The organism is Dyadobacter sp. LHD-138 (genome assembly GCF_030929615.1).
In the GTDB taxonomy this organism is placed as follows: Bacteria; Bacteroidota; Bacteroidia; order Cytophagales; family Spirosomataceae; genus Dyadobacter.
The window spans coordinates 1-18465 of the sequence record NZ_JAVFVU010000055.1; the positions used below are offsets into that span (position 1 = coordinate 1).

16 protein-coding genes are annotated in these 18465 nt (G+C 43.7%); 5 read left to right on the plus strand and 11 right to left on the minus strand.

Annotated features, from left to right (window positions below; translation table 11 throughout):
- The first annotated feature begins 758 nt into the window (after positions 1 to 758).
- Positions 759 to 1964, plus strand: a complete 1206-nt coding sequence (locus tag RB622_RS27745) for a hypothetical protein (RefSeq protein WP_308050068.1) — start codon at positions 759 to 761, stop codon at positions 1962 to 1964.
- 236 nt (positions 1965 to 2200) lie between these two features.
- Complete coding sequence (locus RB622_RS27750; RefSeq protein ID WP_308050069.1) at positions 2201 to 2617, plus strand: hypothetical protein; 417 nt, start codon at positions 2201 to 2203, stop codon at positions 2615 to 2617.
- A gap of 67 nt (positions 2618 to 2684) precedes the next feature.
- On the opposite strand, the gene RB622_RS27755 is transcribed toward RB622_RS27750, so the two are convergent.
- The 11 genes from RB622_RS27755 to RB622_RS27805 form a co-directional block, all read right to left on the minus strand.
- Positions 2685 to 7886: a tape measure protein gene (locus RB622_RS27755; RefSeq protein WP_308050070.1), complete on the minus strand. Its 5202-nt coding sequence runs from the start codon at positions 7884 to 7886 to the stop codon at positions 2685 to 2687.
- 248 nt (positions 7887 to 8134) lie between these two features.
- Positions 8135 to 8644, minus strand: a complete 510-nt coding sequence (locus RB622_RS27760) for a hypothetical protein (protein WP_308050071.1) — start codon at positions 8642 to 8644, stop codon at positions 8135 to 8137.
- Between the two features lie 76 nt (positions 8645 to 8720).
- On the minus strand, positions 8721 to 9230 hold the full coding sequence (locus RB622_RS27765; RefSeq protein ID WP_308050072.1) for a hypothetical protein: 510 nt from the start codon (positions 9228 to 9230) through the stop codon (positions 8721 to 8723).
- A gap of 35 nt (positions 9231 to 9265) precedes the next feature.
- Complete coding sequence (locus RB622_RS27770; RefSeq protein ID WP_308050073.1) at positions 9266 to 9682, minus strand: hypothetical protein; 417 nt, start codon at positions 9680 to 9682, stop codon at positions 9266 to 9268.
- Positions 9679 to 10122 (minus strand): hypothetical protein, encoded by a 444-nt coding sequence (locus tag RB622_RS27775; protein WP_308050074.1) that lies wholly within the window; start codon positions 10120 to 10122, stop codon positions 9679 to 9681. The genes RB622_RS27770 and RB622_RS27775 overlap by 4 nt, the downstream gene beginning before the upstream one ends.
- Positions 10113 to 10433 (minus strand): hypothetical protein, encoded by a 321-nt coding sequence (locus RB622_RS27780; RefSeq protein WP_308050076.1) that lies wholly within the window; start codon positions 10431 to 10433, stop codon positions 10113 to 10115. Before RB622_RS27780 ends, RB622_RS27775 begins: the two co-directional genes overlap by 10 nt.
- Before the next feature lie 3 nt (positions 10434 to 10436).
- Positions 10437 to 10766, minus strand: a complete 330-nt coding sequence (locus RB622_RS27785; protein ID WP_308050077.1) for a DUF6706 family protein — start codon at positions 10764 to 10766, stop codon at positions 10437 to 10439.
- A complete protein-coding gene (locus tag RB622_RS27790) occupies positions 10763 to 11041 on the minus strand; it encodes a hypothetical protein (protein WP_308050078.1) in 279 nt (92 codons plus the stop codon). Before RB622_RS27790 ends, RB622_RS27785 begins: the two co-directional genes overlap by 4 nt.
- Positions 11041 to 12126 carry a major capsid protein gene (locus RB622_RS27795; protein WP_308050079.1) on the minus strand — a complete coding sequence of 362 codons (1086 nt, stop codon included), beginning with the start codon at positions 12124 to 12126 and terminating at the stop codon, positions 11041 to 11043. The genes RB622_RS27790 and RB622_RS27795 overlap by 1 nt, the downstream gene beginning before the upstream one ends.
- A 34-nt stretch (positions 12127 to 12160) precedes the next feature.
- On the minus strand, positions 12161 to 12559 hold the full coding sequence (locus RB622_RS27800; RefSeq protein ID WP_308050080.1) for a hypothetical protein: 399 nt from the start codon (positions 12557 to 12559) through the stop codon (positions 12161 to 12163).
- A 1-nt stretch (position 12560) separates the two neighbouring features.
- The gene (locus RB622_RS27805) at positions 12561 to 13259 is read right to left on the minus strand and encodes a hypothetical protein (protein ID WP_308050081.1); all 699 of its coding nucleotides are present in this window, start codon (positions 13257 to 13259) and stop codon (positions 12561 to 12563) included.
- Positions 13260 to 13359: 100 nt separating this feature from the next.
- On the opposite strand from RB622_RS27805, the gene RB622_RS27810 reads away from it, so the two are divergent.
- The 3 genes from RB622_RS27810 to RB622_RS27820 all read left to right on the plus strand — a co-directional run bounded on the left by RB622_RS27810 (position 13360) and on the right by RB622_RS27820 (position 18449).
- Positions 13360 to 14418: a hypothetical protein gene (locus RB622_RS27810; RefSeq protein WP_308050082.1), complete on the plus strand. Its 1059-nt coding sequence runs from the start codon at positions 13360 to 13362 to the stop codon at positions 14416 to 14418.
- A gap of 83 nt (positions 14419 to 14501) precedes the next feature.
- A complete protein-coding gene (locus RB622_RS27815; RefSeq protein ID WP_308050083.1) occupies positions 14502 to 15635 on the plus strand; it encodes a hypothetical protein in 1134 nt (377 codons plus the stop codon).
- Positions 15636 to 15683: 48 nt separating this feature from the next.
- Positions 15684 to 18449, plus strand: coding sequence for a hypothetical protein (locus RB622_RS27820; RefSeq protein ID WP_308050084.1), 2766 nt, complete (start codon positions 15684 to 15686; stop codon positions 18447 to 18449).
- The last annotated feature ends 16 nt before the right edge of the window (positions 18450 to 18465 follow it).

The window sequence follows — 18465 nt, forward strand, 5'->3', positions numbered from 1 at the left end:
CGGTGTGCAGATAAACAGACACAACAGGAAAAAGTAAAGCGGAAGAAAGTTGTAGTGTTTCATGATAAATTGATTTTGAAGGGAGTATAGTTTTTTATGTAAGATAAATAATTTATGGTTACAAAAAATCCGCGTACAATTATAAAAAGAAGGAATAGTCCGATTGGTGTTTTTTTGAAGAATCAAGGGACCGAATCAGAATGGAAATCTAATTAAACACCAATCGACATAGGAGAACCGAAAGGTGGTTTTAAATAAATAGTACATGGTTGTTACTATAAGTTATTTATATTTAACGATTTATTTAACAAACCTCCTCTCGTAATGAAAAGTAAACTTTATCTCCTTTTTTTATTGGCCCTGTTAAGTTGTAGTGGCGATAGTGTTTCTCCGTCATCAAAGACGTCAAAGTGCGGATGTTCTAAGTATAAAAAAGCGGACTGTTACGGTAAGTGCTCTTGGACAGTTGGTAAAGGCTGCGGGTGTTAAAATCTTATTTTAGTGTGTGTTTCTGTTCGAAAAGCGATTCCCTTTGGTAATCGCTTTTTTTTATAAACAAGTCATAGTTACCATAGGACTACACAACTTTTCCCTAAAAATTATTACAACTTCTTGTCAAAAATTATGTTTTGCTGACATGCGAAAATTAAAATCCCTCACCTACTTCGAACAGAAAACAAGTAACCGACATCTTGAATTTTTCGGTTATTTTCTACATATTTATACGTAATTCATTTAACCGCCACTACGTTATAAAAATGAGAAAAATCTTTACTCATCTGCTCCTCGTATTTATTTGTATTTCGGTCATTCATTGTAAAAAGGATGTAAATGATCCAGATCCTAAAACCGAAAAAAAAAATGATGACTCCGTCGCCGTTGTACCCGTAGATTCCACAATAATCGAGGAGAAAGTAGAGTCTGTAATTTTGGATATCATTGAGTCCCCGAATACTGAAATGGAAAAGTATTCCCTGGAAGACTTCAAAAGTTCTGGTTCCGTATGGCCCAAAGAAATAATCATGTCCCAGGTCGAAAAAGGGCTTGTAGGTCAAAATGCTTATAAATCGCTAACTCCATTAGTTGTCGGTAAGAACGGCAAACTGATTGGTGGGAAAGAATATAATGAAGCAATCGCAAAAAAAATTCGCTTAGAAACTCAGATTTATTTTACCGATCTTGAAACCTTTGCTAAGGTAACTCATTTAAAATCTGCTGACCCGAAATATGCAAAGTTGCTTCCTTTAACACCAAATAAGGGCGTCTGGGTGTATGACAGTTACCAAAAGCACTTCGTATCGAACTTAACGCCTCCTTCGAAATCTGGCCGGGTAAATATTTTAGGTAATGGGGATTTTATAAAATGCGTGAAAGATTCAGCATATTACAGCAGTTATGTAGGAACAATTTATTTAAACCCTAGTAAGGTTGTTAATTGGGAATCAAACAGCTGGCCAGGACATTCCGCTGGTAGTTTGATGAGATACTATGGTGATGGAAAAACGTTTACCCAATTCGCAAATGAATTGCTCGTAATCGAAGCCCAAGGAAAGGCTTTTCAAGGCTATTCCGAACAAGATCAAGTTATTGATCAGAGCTTATCTCATAATTGGATTGATGATGAAGAAACAATGTTTGTCCTTGTTTCAAAATTACATAGCGATAAGTTGATGGATATTGGAGCATTTTGGAAGTACCAGGCTTTAACCAACGGGATAATCTACCGAATAGATGCGGAGAAAAATCAAGTACCTCTTAATTGGAGCTACTTGGTATTCAAAGAGACTTATTGTTCCTTATTAATTTGGCATGGTTACTTCTATTACGGTGATGAAGACATTGACAGCGATGGAGGTTTCTGGTGTACACCTGACGATATATTGAATGATGTTTGTAATAATGACGATTTATTGAACAATGGTAGTATTAATAAGGAATACTGGCACCGTTTCTTTAAATTATGATTTAATATCACGTCCATCTGAACTTTTATCAAATAAAATAAAATCGTTTCCAGTACCAAGCAAAATTCAAATATTATTCTAGTTAATTATTTTAAAGTAACTCTGTAGCGCTTCATTACTTATTGAAAGAATAACATATTTTAGTGTGTGTATGTTTTTGAAACGCGATTGCCCTTGGTGATCGCTTTTTTTATTCAATTAAAACCCGCTATTATTGTAAAAAGCCTCCTTAAAAAATGAAACAATTCTTACCATTTTTGTTACTTCTAAATGTGTTAATTTCATGCAAGAAGAAGAATTCAGAACCCGGCCCCGACTTTGGTTCACAGGTCGCCGGAGAATATAGAGCTACACTTGTTGAAATGGAGGGATTTAAAACTAAAATGCCCGCAAAAGATACAATCGACAGAATAAGCATTAAGAAAATAAATAATAAAAAGGCCAGTTATAATATTGAATTAGATTTCAGTGGATTTTCTACTAGGGAGTTTGGAGAGGCGGATCTAGTTATTGATGGCAGCCCTATTTACTTTCATCCAACCGCCACAAGTGATCTTTATTGTAAAGTCGATGGAGATAGTATCTTTATTCAATACAAAAGTGCTGTACGAGGAGCGCTTGAAACTATAAAAATAACCGGTGTGAAGAAATAACTTTAAGCGATCTGAGAAAAGACAAATTTGATTAAAAAAGGTCACCCTTAACAGAGTGACCTTTTTTTTATAACCCAAACCCCCGCAAACTCGTTTTATTCAAGTTTTTTAACTCATCCACCACATCAGCCAGAAAGATCAAATTTTTCTGATATTCCGAATTCCGGGAAATATTAGCCTGGAATAAAAGCATTTGCCGCATGGATTGTGCGGTATCAGCCGAATAAATCCGGATCGCATTAAACTGACCGGCCAACAGACCGGCGGTTTCTTCTGTCATCCCCTGAATTGCGCCTTTTAAAGGATCCTTTGAGTCACCCTTTTTGCCAAATGGGTTCACAAAACCTTGTTCCTCCATAGCTTTGTTGATCGCTTCAAGCCCGTCGACATATTGCTGAGCCAAACCTTTGTTTTCAGAAAAAAAGGCAGAAAGATCGTCAACAATAGTTCCGTCTCCATTGATTCCGTAACTCTCGAGCATATTTTTTTGAAGCTTATCAAAAGCATCCTTGAAAAGTGCTGTGTACAGAAGCTTACTTGTCATATCGGCAATAACATTGCCAACAGCTTTACCGAACGCCAACGCGGCATCAGTACCGTCTCTGAAAGCAGTAATCAGCGCCTCCCGGATGTTGTCACCAAGACTGCCGGTTAATTCGGAAAGTCCCTCTTTTATTTGCTCAGTGGCCTCTTGAAGTTGTTCATTGTATGCAATGGCTGTTTCGAGCATTTGTTTTGTCTTATCATCGACTTGCCCGTTTGCTATTAATGCCTTTGCAACTTCAACATTGATTTCCTTCCAGCCGTCCGCACCTTCTTTAACGAGTTCAGGATATTGCTCAAGCAACCCGCCAAAAACATCTTTTTTCTTTTTAGCAAAAAGGCCGCCAATTGCTCCGACGATTCCACCGATTGCTGCACCGATTACTGTTCCGGCTCCAAGAGCCCATCCGCCAACGATCGTTCCGATAGCTGCGCCAGCTGCGGCACCGACTCCCGCCATCTGCCCTACCGACTTCCCGTCGACAACATTCTTTTGTCGAACCTTGGCACGGCCTTCGTCAAGCTTATCAATAGCTTCCTGGTACTTTGTCTGTGCTGCTTGATATTGATCAACACCAGATTTGATTTGAGCTTCGATATCTTTAACAAAGATATTTTCTTTCGATTTGTAAGCCTGACCGAGACTTTTGGTCAATGACAGCTGGTAATCATCTTCGTACCCGAGCCTTGCAAGTGCAAATGCTTTTTCGGCCTCTGCTCTTTTTTTTGAGGCAGACACCAACGTGCCAATCATCGAAATGACACCCTGAATAGCCGCTGCATATCCCTGAGCTGACATTGTACCCTTCCCATTAGCATCTTTACCAATGCTGTTTATCACAGTCGAAATATTTCCGACCTGTCCTACCAACCCAGTTAATGCGCCGCCAACCTCTCCGGCCGTACCGCCCATCTCCTGCAAAATATCACCAATTTGACCTACCGCATCTGCAACTAAACCCCACGTTTGTATACTTTTCTGCTTATGATCTTCTTCCGCAGATCGCAGATTTGCAAGAGCCTGTCGATATTCATCAGATTGTTCGCCATATGACTCTAAGATAATCCCCAGCTGCTTTTTAGCGGCATCTACCCTGATTTTAGTCTGATCCCGGGTTGAGCCTTCCATAAGTTTAGTCAGAGCTTTGTACTCTTCTGACTGGACAGCCAACAATCCTTGCTGCTCATTATATTCATCTTGCTCACCTTTATTGATTGCTTTGAGCGCCTTCAGATACGCAACTGACTTCTTATCCGCGGCTTTTTCGTCTAATGCCGTACGCAAATCCCGATACTTATTCCGGATCTCATTTTCCTTTTCCTCCGAAGCAACAACCGAAACCAGATACTGTTGAAGTTGTTTCTTCCTTTCGGCCTGCGCGTCAACCAACTGTTGAGAGGTGATTTGCCGTTTGGCTATCCCATCAGTCGACATATCCGTAGGGCTAAGCTCCGACTGAACTTTCTTCAGTGCTTCGATTTCTTCCGTCAAGGAGCTGGCAGAAGTTCGTATATTATCAAGTCGTTTCTGGAAGGCTTCGAGAGGCTTTTCGGCACCAGTCGCTTCCGAGTACTCCACTTTTAGTTTTACCAGCTGCTCCTGCTCTGGTCCGATAAGTCCTACGCCCGGTGTTGTACTTTGGGCTTCAAGAGCTTTAATCTTCTGGTTCAAATAAGACGCATACGAATCTCCCTGTTTTATAAGATCTGCAAATTGTGAGTTCGCTGCATCTTTTGAATAATTGTCTACCCAGCGTTGATACATCTCGTATTTATTCCGTTTTTCTTCCAGCTCTTCATCAAAGGTCTTTATTACGTTCTGCTTTCTGATTGCTTCAGCTTTCTGTTCTGCATCTAGTTTGATCGCATTTTGCTTGGTAATCTCGGCAGTATTTGACCCAGGTGTTTTGCTAATGATCTCATCGGCTTTCCTGGAAATTTGTTCATAGTAGGCAATGGACCCAAACGGTTGCGGCTTGTCTTTTTCTGCGACTTTCTTCTCCGTTACTTTTTTGGTAGCGGCATATGCCTGAAGCTTTTTATCGGCGTTGTCGATTTCCTTGGTTAAGGTTTTCCACTCGGAGGATCCAGCTTTCCCAATTCCCAGATCATCACGTTTCTGATTTGCATCCGATTTCAGTTTTTCCCAATAGGCTTTGTTTCCACCATCAACAACAGCCGTTTTCTCGCCTTTAAGTGCACCAATTTTCCCAGCAACTTGGTCTAATTGCTGATTGAGACTAGTTAGGGTTAACTGATCAAAGAAAGGTTTAAGGCCCTGTACAGCCCCACCGAGACTGTGCATTTTGCTAATATTGTCCTCAACGCCCTTTCTCTGCTCGACAAGACTGGTTTTTAACCCTTCGTAATGTTTAAGCTGGACATCAGTCGGAGCCGAATCCAATTGCCGTTGTGCTATGCTTTCCTGCTCAGCTCCAAGTTTTTGAGCGGTTTCAATGGCAGCATCAAGATCCTTTTTGGTTCTTTTGATTGAAGTATCAAGCCCACTACCCTCGCTACCCATTGATTTTTGTTGATCAATCAGGTTTTGTAGCTTTTTACGATATGCATCAACCTTGGCAGTTGCCGCTTGAAAGCTTATCGCAGATGAGCTGATATCCATTTCATCCATTGCGGCATTCAACTTCTTTTGAGCACCTTCCGCTCCAAGTGTTTTGAATTCCTGCAAGGTTATGTTACCTAGCAATTTCGGGTACAGGGCTTGTAACTCTTGAAATGCTTTTAATTGGGAATATTGGGTAGCCGTTTCATTGTTGATTACCCCGGTGAGTTCACTTGTTTTAGCAATGAGATCTTCTTTCGCCTTTTTAGCATCCTCATTGATTTTCGTTAAACTCCTTTGCGATAGCTCCGCAGCCGTGGTACTATCACTCAAAGCCCAAACAGCCGCTGACAGCGCAACCACCGCCACTGTTACCGCCACATAAGGATTTGCAAGCATTGAACTTTGATACGCTGCCTCGATTGCCGCTAGCCTGGTCATCACACTGCCCCGAATCGTCTGGGCAACAGTTAGCCGCTGTTCTGAAATTGCACTCACATTCTTCGTAAGTGTCTCAGCGCTGATCACCGCGGTCAGCAATTTACCCTTGGTAGCCTGATAATCTTTCAGCGATGCATTTCTTACACCCATCGCCGTATTTTCTGCCGTAGCGGCCGTATTGATTCTTTTTGTAAGGGATTCAATATTCTTAGAAGCTATGTTATTTCCCGTAGCTGCGATTTCGGCTCTTTTTGCATTCACATTGGCCACGGCTTGCTGCGCTTCCAGCTTCGAGACAACAAGCTTTTTGTTTATCGCTGAAACCTCAGCTTCCAAAACAGCCACTTTGGTCGCGCTAAGACCATTAGATTTTGTTGCAATTACTGCCTCGATTGCTGCTGTTTGCTGACTGAGAAGTGATATTGCTTTTCTTCGCGTCATTGTTTGCGTATCGATCGCAGCGCTTAACTGCCGTTGTAATGCAGCAGCCTTTTCGCTCCCAGCAGTGGCAATCACCGTCGCCAACTCTTGACGTAACATTGCCGTTTTCTGTGCCGATGCCACAACAGCTTCCTTTGCCGCAACCTTTTTAGCCGCAGCGGCACTTACCTCAGCCCTTAACTCAAATACTTTTGAATTCGCATTTTCGACATTTGCTGCAATTTCCGCATGCACGGCCGTGATGTATTCAGCACTTCCTTTAACCAGGTTTGATTTTGAAAGTATTGCTGCTTGTTCTACCGTAAGCAATTTGGCCAATTGTGCAGATTGTGCCGCTGAATTTGCCAGTGTAGCTCCTTTATCAACCAACCCGACGGCATTAACTGCAATTACCGCGGCTTTATAGCTACCATAGGCTGCAACCAACACGGTTAGGATGTCCGCGACTGTTCGGTAATTTTCGACAATTGCTGTCGTGCCTTTGATGACATCTTCCGCCAGTCCCTGATTGGCTTTTCCGATATCATTGAAGGCAACATCTACTCCATCTTTGAGCCGTTCAAGTAGACCGGTCAAAGATTTCGATTGAGCTTCCATGAGTCCGGAAAACATTCCGCTTCCGGATGTCATGTTTTTAAATGCTTGCTCGACTTGGGGGAATCCTACTTTACCGGCTTCGACAAGCTCGTTTACTTTATCCTTTCCAACACCAAGAACTTTTGCTAGCTCGGCATAAATTGGAATACCCCGTCCGGCAAATTGACGGATATCGACAGCGTACGCGCGCCCTTGCGAACGAAGGGTTCCGTACAAGTAGATCAGCTCACCTATTGGCACGGAAACACCACTGGCAACATCACCAAGCATCCTGATCTCCTTAATTACATTTTGGGACTCGGAACCGTACGCAAGCAGCTGCTTGGTCCCTGCCGCCAGATCCTTTAATCCAAAAGGAGTCGAAGCGGCTGTCTGCACAATTTCGGACAAAAGTTTATCTGCCTTTGCCTTACTCCCGAGCATTGTGTTCAGCGCGATTTCCAGCTGTTGGAACTCGCCACGAACTTTGACAATTTGGCTTGGTAATTGCGCGAGCTCACCAACTGCAAATGCGCCGGCAGCGGCTTGCCCGAGTTTTCTGAAAAGACCATCTATGGTGTCGGATTCTTTGCTAACCGTTCTGGTTAATCCCAACACCCTGCGTTCCATTTCATCCAGCCCCCTTTTAAAGTTCCGGTTTTCAATGTCGGCTTCGAACGATAATGCACCGTTGTTATTATTCATTTGATCTAGTGTGTGTTACTACCGTTGAATTTCGTTTATACCGTCTCTCAGGAATTTGGCCATCAGGATTTTCGTCGTGGTGTCATGATCCGCCCTGATTGATTTTTTACCCGTCTTTTTCTTGGAACTGTATGATGGTGCATCAATCAGTATTCGCTGTACCACGGGCCACTTAATGCCCCAGTGCAAATACTCCCACGACCAGTGATAATGTGCACAGATAGAACCTCGTGACCCGTATGGGCTTTTTAATCCAGTTGCTGTTCCTCCGGAATCTTCTCCATCAGCGCCGGAGACGTCGTCCTCGTCTGTATTGCGAGGTATCTGATAGAGTTTATAAAATCCGCTATGTTCGAAATCTGGAATATGATGGTAGTGAGCTGCATTAATTTCTTGGGTGTCATACGCCACAGGAAATAATTGGCGTAAATTCCAGTCAGAAATTTGATCTTCCATTTGCTGTTCAGCACTGCGATCGCAGCGATCCGGGCACACCGTTTTGCGTCAGCTGCAATCATCCTTTTACCTTCCTGCATCCAGTCTTCTTTGATGGCCTCTTCTGAGAAATTCATCTCAATAAATTGCTCCGACAGATGGTCGAGCGTTCCCAGGTAAGGTTGTTGAATCAGAAATTTCTTTGTTTTCTTCTTCCCGAAAATCGATTTTGTCTCGATTGTAAATTCGATTCCCCGGTCGAGTAGCGTATCCAGCTCGATTTTCTCGGCTTCATAGCTATTAAAATTATTGTCTTCCAGCATGTGGGCGTGTGTGTTGTTAAATCAAAAAGGCTCCCGTATGGAAGCCTTTCGGGATTATTGAAAAGGAATGGTATAATTACGCTACGAGTGGCCCGAATTTCACTGGCTTCGTATCTGCCTTTGTCGGCTGCATAATTGTCGCTACAATATCAACCGCCATTTTCCCCGGCTTGGTCAGATCATAGTTGATTTTCGCGACAATTGACGCTCTTACAACTGTGATCACATACCCTTTTTTAGGAGTAACTTTAATAGACCTTTCCAGTGAATTTGCTACACCGGATCTCTCCCATGTTTGTGCTGCTCCGACTCCTTCAACTGCTCCCCCCCATAATACAGCAAGGGCAGCCAGGTCTGCATTTAACAACGTCCAGGAAACAGTTATTGCCCCTTCTGTTATGTCGACATCGGCAGCTGCGTCATATTCAAGCGCATGAAGCTCGTCCCTGGTTGGATCCTCTTCGGAAATAACTGCTGTTGAGTCCCGGTCAGTATCCCCAAGGCGCTCCCAAACAGTAGCCACTCCTCCATCGGCCGCAATTTCACCAATTTCGATTTTACCTAAACCCCTGGTTATTTGTCCCATTATAGTGTGTTTTTAAATTTTAATACTTTTTTATCTTACGGATTCTCAAAAATGAAATCGACACGAAAATTGAAGTAGTGTTGATTAATTTCAGGCTGGCCAATCAATGAACTGCCGGAAATTGACAAACTGAAGTCATTTTTGTACGTGTCTTCTATCAGTGGTTTCACCAGGTCAGCGATGACTTTTAGCCTGCCCTCATTTGGAGCATAATACTTAGTGCTTGATGTTCCAATCGTTTGCTGCAAATCAGCAACATGAATGTTTACGTTTGATACTCCTCTTTGCAATGACCCTTCATCAAGTACAATGGTATTCACAACAATGTCTTCCAGTACAGAATTGGCCGGACGAACCGTTTTGTATATATCACCTGTTATTGCTGATTTTAAGACTGTCGAAGCGTTCAGTATTTTGTAGAGCTCCGTATTTTGATCCAGGGCAGTCTTCATTTCATTTGTTCAATTTGCTTTTTCAACTTCTGTCTTACCTTTGGAAGTTCTCTGGATGCAAGCAGCTCAGCACTGGCAAGTACATCATATCCCATTGATTCAACAGCTGATGCATAATTCATTCCGGCAACGACGATGAGCGCATAACCTTTGACAGCTCGGTTCGCCAATTCATCTGCAAGTTTTTTCCCCGATTGTGCACCGATCTTTGTATCCGGGAAATAATGAGTATAAATCTTACCATTTACAACCAGCACATAGCCCAGACTTGCACGGAGATTACCCGTTTGATCTTTATATGTAGCCAGCGTCCGGGCATGATTTACAAGTTGCTCACCCAGTACCTGAAGATTAAGTATAATCGCCTTGTCGATTCTGACCATGCGTTTTTCTAACTCCCGGCGAAAATCAGTCGTTGTGAAACGTGCCTTTATACCCATAATTTTGAATGAAACTGACCTTTACGAAATTGTTTTACACTCCCTTTCACACGAATATCACCGCCTTCACGCACTTCAATCTCGGTACCGACAGCAATAATCAATTCCATTTTTTTAATCAGAACAATGAAGTTTGAAACGTAGGCAATTCCGTCGACAACAATCTTGACCTGGCCTTTGGAATCTGTTTCATCCCGGCATATTCCAACCTTAGACCATGCTGTTTCGGCTGGAATTGGATTACCATCTTCATCCTTGCCTCCACCGATAACGGTCGATGTATATAGGTCATATGGATATTGTATGATCATCGATTACCAGCAGTTGGATCTGTCACGTACCTTGGGTTGTGTGTCAAACTTTTCAATCAGATCAGGACAACCACTTTCCTGCGCAAGTGCCAAAAGTGAATCAGGAATTGAAGAATCAGTATATGTGACTGAATAATTATCTTCTGACTCACTTTTAATGCCTTTGTCTTTCTGGATCTCGGATATCGCAAGTCCATAGATAGCACACTTATTAGCCGGGTCATAATCCGATGACGGATCAATTCCGGCTAATTCGGCAGCAACCTCCAACCTCTCATCTGAAAGTTTGGCATTGCTGCCGATTAAGTGCTTTATGACCGTGAGGTTTGTCATTCTGGATTTGTCGTAGCTACTTCCTTGGCTTTCTTATCTTCATCAGCTTTTGCTTCCAATTCAGCCTGAACTTTCGCCGCTTCTTTTTCAGATGCTACTTTTGCTTTAGTTTCATCTTTGGGAGCTTCAATTAAGCCTCTTGATAAAAGACTATCAAGAATCGTATCCTCCAAATGACTTACATCATCGCCAACCGCATGGATTTTATTAAAGTTATTTCGGTCTCTGAATTCCGAAGTAACTTTATACCCTTCTGTTTCTTTTTTCTTCGCCATTACGCTTGTACCGTTTTAGTGTCGAGTAAATAGATTTGATCAACATTTGTCAAGACCGGTAGCACTCGTGCCTGCGAAGAAGTAAATTCAGCAAGGGAAGGTCTGTTTGTCCGATACTTAGAAGCTAAGATATATTCGTCAGCTACCTGATATTCAACACCCGCAACTGGATGTGACAGTTCCGCGAGCGGTGACCACGTAAGTGTACCTACATTATCGCCAGGCAAAAATGAAATTTGCCCATCTGCCCAAGGTTTGTACTGGGATTTAACGCCGTTCTTTTCGCGGATAATAACCCGATCAACGATTTCAACAACAAACTTATACTTCTTCTGAAGCATTGTGTTTAATTGGTCGAAATCCGGAGCAAACAGGTTTTGACCCAGATATCCTATGGAATTTGCGAACGCCTCCTTAATCTGAGTTGTTGCAACCATATTATCGAACGCAGTATTGTCGAGCATTACCTTTCCAATTGCATTGCCATCAGCACTAACTTTCTTCCGAAGTCGCTGAATATCATCAAGCGGCTTGGCAGTTGTTGGATTTGACCACAAAACAGCGACGCCAAATTTATTGCCAATTGGGATCCCGTAGTCAATTCGTACTCCAACTCCAACGTTGTCAACCTCCTGAATCAGAGTTGTCCCAGTTGAAAGAGCCTGTAAAAATGCGCCTTCAAGGGTTTCATAAACACCACCGATGACACGAGGTGTATCGGCGAATAGTTTACGCAAAAGCTGAACCTCAGTTCCTTTTTGCGCTCTCAAAACTTCAAGTTCGGTTAATTGGCGCTCGTTAAGAGCCAGTTCCATTCCTATCTTAGGAATTTCACCGTTTTGCTTACTGATCGAATCTCGCATTTTCAATGGCAGCGGAGAATCAAAAGCAACAATATCCGCTGCTACAAGAGAGTTTTGAGCAGAAACTGCTTCCCATTTACCTGTAACGGAATAATCTACTGTCAGCATTGACTTGAATCGGTAGGTCAAGGGATTTTTTGATCCATTGATTGATTCTACATACGCTGAAACAAGGGGGCCAAAATGTTTTTTAACCCATTCGATGAACATTGACTGTTCCATATTCTAGTGTGTGTGTTGTGTTAATAATGGAACCTTAGTCAGCTCTCCATGCAATGAATGGCACAGCGGTTTTAAACGCTGCCAAAATTGTAGTCATGGAGAAAGGTGTTGCTTCGGGATTCGCTGTACCATTGGTAAGTATCCCTGCCATTGGTGTAGCCTTAAGGACTGATGAGCGTAATACGCCTACGTAAACATGATCTGTTGGCAATGTGCCGTAAACTGTATCATTTGTCGCCAAAGGCATTGGTTTGTAATCTTTCGAAACCGTGTCCTGAATGATGACGTGCCCCGCCTGGATAACTGCGGGGCCAAAGCCAGTAACATTCAAAGAACGACCTCCTTCGATTCCATCAAGAGCAAGCTTGATTACGATCGACTCCTTGCCGGTATTCACTTGTGATCCGGCCCCATTCAGAGTTGTAGTTGCCATTTTAAGCTGGAAGTATGCTTTTAAGTAATGCGCTAGCCTCCTCCTTGGAAGCTTCCTTAGCAGCCGAACCGCCAGTTGGTGTAAACGGCCGGCCGGTTTGCCCCAAACCTTGATCAGAAAGCAGCTGTGTGGCTGTTGTTAGTTTAGTCTCAACAGCAGTTAAATGCTCTTGAAAAGCTTCCTCGGTTCCGAATTTTGCCGGATCGAAATTATCGATGTAAGCATCCTTTAAAATTGGGTTGAAGTCTTTCAATTTCGTTTGCAAGGCCTGAAGTCTTGTTTCGGCAACCTTGCCCGCTTTAAGTCCCTGTAATTCCTCTTTTAAAGGATCTACAACAGCCTTAATTGCCTCGGCCAGCATTGCTTTAATGTCTGGTTGTTGCTGACCACCTCCGCCCTTGTCGGCATCTTCTTTGGCTTTTTTATCAGCAGCTTCCTTTTCTTCGGCAGATTTTTTGTCGGCTTCGGCTTTTGCTTTGTCCTCTGAATCTTTTTTCTCCTTTGCAGCTATCGTCCTGATCTTATCGTCAAATTTAGCTGTTTCTGTAAAATTCATGATTTTGTCCAGAGCTTTTAACCTAGCGTCAATGTCTGCTTCTTCGATGTCGTTTAGTCCGTCCCCGATTGAGTCCAGCCTGGCTTTGGAAAGATTCACTCCTGGGAATAGCTCCTTCAGTCGTGTAATGACTTTTTCCTTCATGTAAATAAGTAGTGTGTGTAAATATTCTCAAAACAAAATTAATTATTTATAATTGCATTGCAACTATTTTTATTAAATTTGTTTGTTAATTAAAATTTGAATGGGATTATTAATTGGTGTTGGAGACTACGGAATTGGCGATTTGATCCAAAAAGCGCAGAATCTATATGATTTGCTTGCGGATCTATGCAATGGTCAATTGAGCTTTGCGGACATCCTTAATAAGCCAGATACAATTGGTGGCTACGGTATTACGGATGCTTATACCATCACACAGATTACTGCCCTATTAGCTGGAAAAGCAGATACTGACCAGCAATACAGCTATAATAATCTACTTGATTTACCAACCAATATTGCCGACTCCGGAATACTTGATGTCTATACCAAAGACGAAGTTCTCGCGCTAATAGCTGAATTAGCAATTGGCGAGCACACACATGAGATTGAGGACATTACTGGATTACCGGAAGCATTATCTGCCTTGGCATGGAAAGAAGTAAGTTCCTTACCAAGTCCGGTTGCATCCGGAGCAATTTACGTAGTTCCCAGTGCTGGCAAATTTCAGTTATTTGTCGGTAGCCGGACCACACCGGGAGAAGTTTATGCACTTGATGCCATAACCAGTGCCGCATTAGCAACGGCCCTTGCTACGAAACAAAATAAACTCACAGGCTCACCCACCGACTATGTAAAGGGCGACGGCACTTTCGGAGTTTTCAACAAAGCCGCGATCGGTTTGGGAAACGTGGCAAATTATTCACCCGTAGAAATGCCAATCAGTGATGCTGTTTTAGCTGCATTACTTAGTAAAGCTAACGATTCGGATGTCCTAAAAAAAACAGGTAATCAGACAAAATCTTCGGGGGTATTAACCTTTGCTTTATCGCCGCAAGTTCCAGAGCCGGTTAATGGTCAAGATGCGGCCAATAAAGGGTATGTGGACTCACAGGTGCAGGACTCAAACATTGGCGAATCTGAATATCTGTTCGAAACCCCGGCCGAAGAGTGGATAGTAAACCACAATCTGAACAGAATGCCAAAGCCGAATATTATCATAGGCGGCAAAATGGTGATGTCAGATGTAATATATATCGATAACGATGTTTTGAAAATTGTTCACAGCAAGCCAAGAACAGGAATTGTTACTATCAAGTAAACGCACGCACTTAAATGGAATTTCATAATAACGTAGACTTCTTACAGAACCAGGCCTTAAACATAGTTCTGCATTCGGCTGCTGTGGCTCCGAGTAGTCCGGTTGACGGGCAGATGTACTATAACACAGGCACGAAGACCATCTATCATTATGATTCGGTCGCTGCGGCTTGGAAACCTCTCGGTTCTGGTACTGTTGTCGGCGGAAATGGTTTGCTTGAATCCACAACAGGCGGGATCGTTACACTTTCGGTAAACGTGGACGGTGCTACGCTGGAAGTAGTTACTGACATTGTCAGAGTGAAAGATGGTGGTATAACTGCCGCCAAGCTTGCGACCGATTCGGTAACGGCTATTAAAATCTTAGCTGGGGCCGTCTCGTTCGCCAAGATGCAGAACATTAATGGCATGACCATTATGGGGCGCACAGCAGCGGGATTGGGCGTTGTCTCGGAAATCTCACTGATTAACGACAGTACTCTCGCAACTGCAACAGGATCTAATCTAGCAACTGCGGGTTCGCTTAAAGCCTATATCGATGGACTACTGGCGGGGCTGGGCAAACCCATGGGGCCATTCGACGCCGCTGCTGCAACTAATCTACCCGGAACCGCTTTGGTAAAAAACGGATCGTTTTGGCGGGTCACGACAGCAGGAACCGTTCAGGGATTGATCATGAAGCCGGGCGATGTTCTGTTTGCGGATAAAGATAATCCATCTCCTACCGTAGCGGCAGACTGGTTTGTCATTGAAGGCAATGCCGATCAAGCAACTACCACGGTAATGGGCTGGCTTATGTTAGCTACAAACGTGGACGTGCAGACAGGTTCTGATCCTAATAAGGCAGTTACTCCGGCTGGGCTAAGCTCCCGAACGGCGACGGAGATCCGCACGGGACTAGCAAAGATTGCAACTCAGGCACTAACCGATGCTGGGGCTAACGACACAGACATCGTTACGCCGCTGAAAATGGCTGTTTATGTCGCGTCAAAGATATCTGGCGGTGGATATTCAGCGATAATCGGAGACGGTACAGCGGTGTCCTTCACCATCACACACGGTCTTAATTCGAAAAATGTATTGGCTGTTGTTCGCAAGGTCTCAGATGGATCTGAAATAATGGTAGACAACCGGGCGGCATCCCTGACAACGTTAGTAATCACACCAATCAAGCCCCCAGCAGCGGGTGCATGGGAGGTTACAATACTGAAAAAATAAGGAATGGAGATAAAAAACCACATACAGGCCGACGGCGACATGTCTATCATGGGGCAAATTATTAGCTCGGTGATGGCAGCTGCACCTATGGTTGTTGCGAGTTCGCTTCTTGTTATCGGCCTTAATTCTGATCGGGTAGATGGATATGAAGCCGTTGATCTTTTGAACCGGGTAAACCATACCGGTTTTCAAGCTATAAGTACAGTTACTGGATTACAGACATCTATCGACGGGAAAGTAAGCATAGCGACGCCAAATGTGATCACTGCAGACCACAACTTTACCGGTACAAATCTTAGCCTTTCAGGCCAAACATTTTATAATCTGTTTCCATCAACCAGTAATGTTTTTTTGAACTATTACCCCGTTATAGGAGCTTCTGTAAATACTTTTGCCAATTTTCGTGTCTGGGATATCGCGGCTGGAACTCAAAAGGTTTTAAGGATTGGAGGGGATAATACATTTACGTGGGGCGGAGTAAATGTAGTTCTTGCAACTAGACAAGTAGCGACTGGAACTGGGTTGACCGGCGGTGGGGATTTATCCGCGAACAGGACTTTATCAGTCTCCTTCGGATCTGCTGCAGGGACTGTTTCCGAAGGAAACCACGCTCATACTTTTGCTTCGTTAACTTCGAAACCCAATACATTATTGGGCTACGGTATAACTGACGCAGCATCTACATCCGATTTGTCAGCGTACGTGCAAAGAGGAACAGCAAACACGGTTTCCGCAGATCATATTTTTACAGGAATTGGACTGAGGCTTTCTCCACATTATTTCCACGGAACTTATGACGGCTCTAATGTCTATACGCATTTTTATCCAACATCAGCGGGAAACGGATCAACTTCCACTTTTGGAAATTTCCGTTTTTGGAATGGCCCCGGCAATACCTTAAAAACACTGAGAGTTGGCGGCGATGGGACATTTATTTGGGATGGCAAAAACGTTGCTACCGAGACATGGGTTATTGCACAAGATAGATTCACATCCTCTTTAACTGCGGTAACTGATCTAAATAACGTAATAAATGGCGGGGTTAAATATTGGACAGACGCCACCGCCAACAGACCGGAAGGATATGGCACTGCCCTAACTTTTGCCGGGCTATCGCACACGGGAAATATAATTGATGGCGGCTGGATAAGTCAAATACTATCCGGTACATCCGGGAACTGGTTTGTTCGAAGAGGTGGTGGTGTTGCTGGCCCTGCGGGTAACTGGGGAAGCACCTATCAGCTATGGACAGCTAAGCAATTTACGCAGTCACAGATAAACAATTGGGATGCGGCTTATTCAGGTTTGGCGGGTAAAGAAAATAGTTTTTTGAAAGGGGATTTAATTCAAGGTACTGGAATTACCTTCTCAGGCTCAGGAGTAGGTAGGCTTTACGGGGCTGGGAATTTAACCATAAATACTTCAGGATCGGGCTCTTGGAATGATGCTTTGACCGTAAATGCCACAGCCCAGGTGATGCCAATTATATCTAGGGGGCCAGCAACGACCCCTACGGATTATTTACAGTTAAAGCCCACCGATTGGGGACCTGGAAAGCCCTATCTGGCTATTTCGAAAAGTTTCACGGCCAATAAATGGGAATACTACTCATACGACGGGGTTGCGACAAACGGGGCGTTAAATTTCGCTTTGAATTTAACTCGATTCGACGTTCCGCTGTTGGATGAAAACCGGCAAGTAGCGACAGGCCCCGGGTTGATCGGAGGAGGTTACCTATCGACGGATAGAACACTATATGTTGACTTTGGCACAGGATTTAATCAAGTTCCCCGAGGTGATGATTCTCGAATAAATAACGGTCAAACCGCATTTGGGTGGGGTAATCCTGCGGGACTCTATGTTAGAAAGGCTACTGTCGACACAATTACCGCGGCGCATATCTTCGCAGGAGAGATTACGTTACCTGGCAGTCTCTTTAAGAGCACATATGATGGATCTAATTCGTATTTCCATTTTTACGGGTCAGGTGGAAACGGGGCGGTTAGCTCAATTGGAAATTTCCGTTTTTGGAATGGGCCTGGCAATACATTCAAGACGTTAAGGGTCGGTGGGGATGGGATTATGATGTGGGACGGTATCAATGTAGCTACCCAATCTTGGGTTACCTCGATCGGCTACGCTACGGAGGGCTACGTGACTTCCCGAGGATATGCGACTGAAAGCTATGTAAACTCCAGAGGTTTCGCTACGGAGAACTGGGTTAACGGAAATTTCGCCTTATATAATGATGGTCGGATCAATAACGGTCAAACGGCTTATAACTGGGGTAATCATGCATTAGCCGGTTACCTATCAAGCATTAGCTCAGGGAACGTTACTGGGGCGTTGGGCTACGCCCCTATGCGTGACGACCGCCAAATAACGATTAACGGAAGTACTAAGAATGTAAAGGACAACCCGTCGTTCACTGTATCGGGCGGCATATCTGGCAGCGGATCGTTTATGTACATCCCTGTCTGGACTAGTTCTGGAAGTTTAGGTTCAACCGATTTTTACTACAACGGATATGTATATGGTTTTGGCAGCTTCCATTCTAGCTATCACAAAGTAACGGTCGGAGGCGGGCTATTTACGGCTGATGTGAGTACTTCGCCAAGCTCTGAGTTCGTGCTTGAAGTTGCGTCAACCTCAAGAATAGCCAGGCCGTGGCCCACAATGACGCAATCTCAGCGACTATCTGCCTCGGTCAAGGACGGCGGAGCCGTATGGCAAAGCGATGCGGGCACCTACGGCGTAGGTCTGTATCTATACTATGGCGGATGGTTAAAGGTATCATTTGCGCTAGCCCCTTAGTGCAGTAATTAATCGA

What these genes read in the sequence shown, in the direction of transcription:
- RB622_RS27745 (WP_308050068.1), top strand. Translation starts at nt 759, where the DNA reads ATGAGAAAAATCTTTACTCATCTGCTCCTCGTATTTATTTGTATTTCG.
- RB622_RS27750 (WP_308050069.1), top strand. Translation starts at nt 2,201, where the DNA reads ATGAAACAATTCTTACCATTTTTGTTACTTCTAAATGTGTTAATTTCA.
- RB622_RS27755 (WP_308050070.1), bottom strand. Translation starts at nt 7,886, where the DNA reads ATGAATAATAACAACGGTGCATTATCGTTCGAAGCCGACATTGAAAAC.
- RB622_RS27760 (WP_308050071.1), bottom strand. Translation starts at nt 8,644, where the DNA reads ATGCTGGAAGACAATAATTTTAATAGCTATGAAGCCGAGAAAATCGAG.
- RB622_RS27765 (WP_308050072.1), bottom strand. Translation starts at nt 9,230, where the DNA reads ATGGGACAAATAACCAGGGGTTTAGGTAAAATCGAAATTGGTGAAATT.
- RB622_RS27770 (WP_308050073.1), bottom strand. Translation starts at nt 9,682, where the DNA reads ATGAAGACTGCCCTGGATCAAAATACGGAGCTCTACAAAATACTGAAC.
- RB622_RS27775 (WP_308050074.1), bottom strand. Translation starts at nt 10,122, where the DNA reads ATGGGTATAAAGGCACGTTTCACAACGACTGATTTTCGCCGGGAGTTA.
- RB622_RS27780 (WP_308050076.1), bottom strand. Translation starts at nt 10,433, where the DNA reads ATGATCATACAATATCCATATGACCTATATACATCGACCGTTATCGGT.
- RB622_RS27785 (WP_308050077.1), bottom strand. Translation starts at nt 10,766, where the DNA reads ATGACAAACCTCACGGTCATAAAGCACTTAATCGGCAGCAATGCCAAA.
- RB622_RS27790 (WP_308050078.1), bottom strand. Translation starts at nt 11,041, where the DNA reads ATGGCGAAGAAAAAAGAAACAGAAGGGTATAAAGTTACTTCGGAATTC.
- RB622_RS27795 (WP_308050079.1), bottom strand. Translation starts at nt 12,126, where the DNA reads ATGGAACAGTCAATGTTCATCGAATGGGTTAAAAAACATTTTGGCCCC.
- RB622_RS27800 (WP_308050080.1), bottom strand. Translation starts at nt 12,559, where the DNA reads ATGGCAACTACAACTCTGAATGGGGCCGGATCACAAGTGAATACCGGC.
- RB622_RS27805 (WP_308050081.1), bottom strand. Translation starts at nt 13,259, where the DNA reads ATGAAGGAAAAAGTCATTACACGACTGAAGGAGCTATTCCCAGGAGTG.
- RB622_RS27810 (WP_308050082.1), top strand. Translation starts at nt 13,360, where the DNA reads ATGGGATTATTAATTGGTGTTGGAGACTACGGAATTGGCGATTTGATC.
- RB622_RS27820 (WP_308050084.1), top strand. Translation starts at nt 15,684, where the DNA reads ATGGGGCAAATTATTAGCTCGGTGATGGCAGCTGCACCTATGGTTGTT.